This is a genomic window from Bacillus sp. REN3 (assembly GCF_017912555.1).
Taxonomy (GTDB): Bacteria; Bacillota; Bacilli; order Bacillales; family Cytobacillaceae; genus Mesobacillus.
Map to the genome: position 1 here is coordinate 1 of NZ_JAERSD010000072.1, position 418 is coordinate 418.

Annotated in this window: 1 tRNA gene; it reads right to left on the minus strand. The window is 45.9% G+C overall.

The window, feature by feature from the left end:
* Positions 1 to 217 precede the first annotated feature (217 nt).
* Positions 218 to 292, minus strand: a tRNA-Gln gene (locus JJQ88_RS21035).
* Positions 293 to 418 lie beyond the last annotated feature (126 nt).

The window sequence follows — 418 nt, forward strand, 5'->3', positions numbered from 1 at the left end:
TCTCAATATTATTTAATAATTAGCTTGGACTCCACAGCTTTTTATTGCTTATCGCATCTACGATGCTCGAAAGACCTCCAGGTCTTCCTCGCAGATTGGGCGCAGAAGCGGATTCAGGATGGGAGCAATCTGCTCCACCGACTGAGCCAATGGTTCATATAGGGTGTTTTACCCTGCTTTAAGTTTCTTAAGCACCTTGAATGCAAAAAGAAAAAAATGGCTGGGCTAGCTGGATTCGAACCAGCGCATGACGGAGTCAAAGTCCGTTGCCTTACCGCTTGGCTATAGCCCAATGAAAAATAAAAAGGACATCAAATAGCTTGTCCAATTTTGAAATGTATTAAAAATGGTGGAGGGGGACGGATTCGAACCGCCGAACCCTGAGGGAGCGGATTTACAGTCCGCCGCGTTTAGCCAC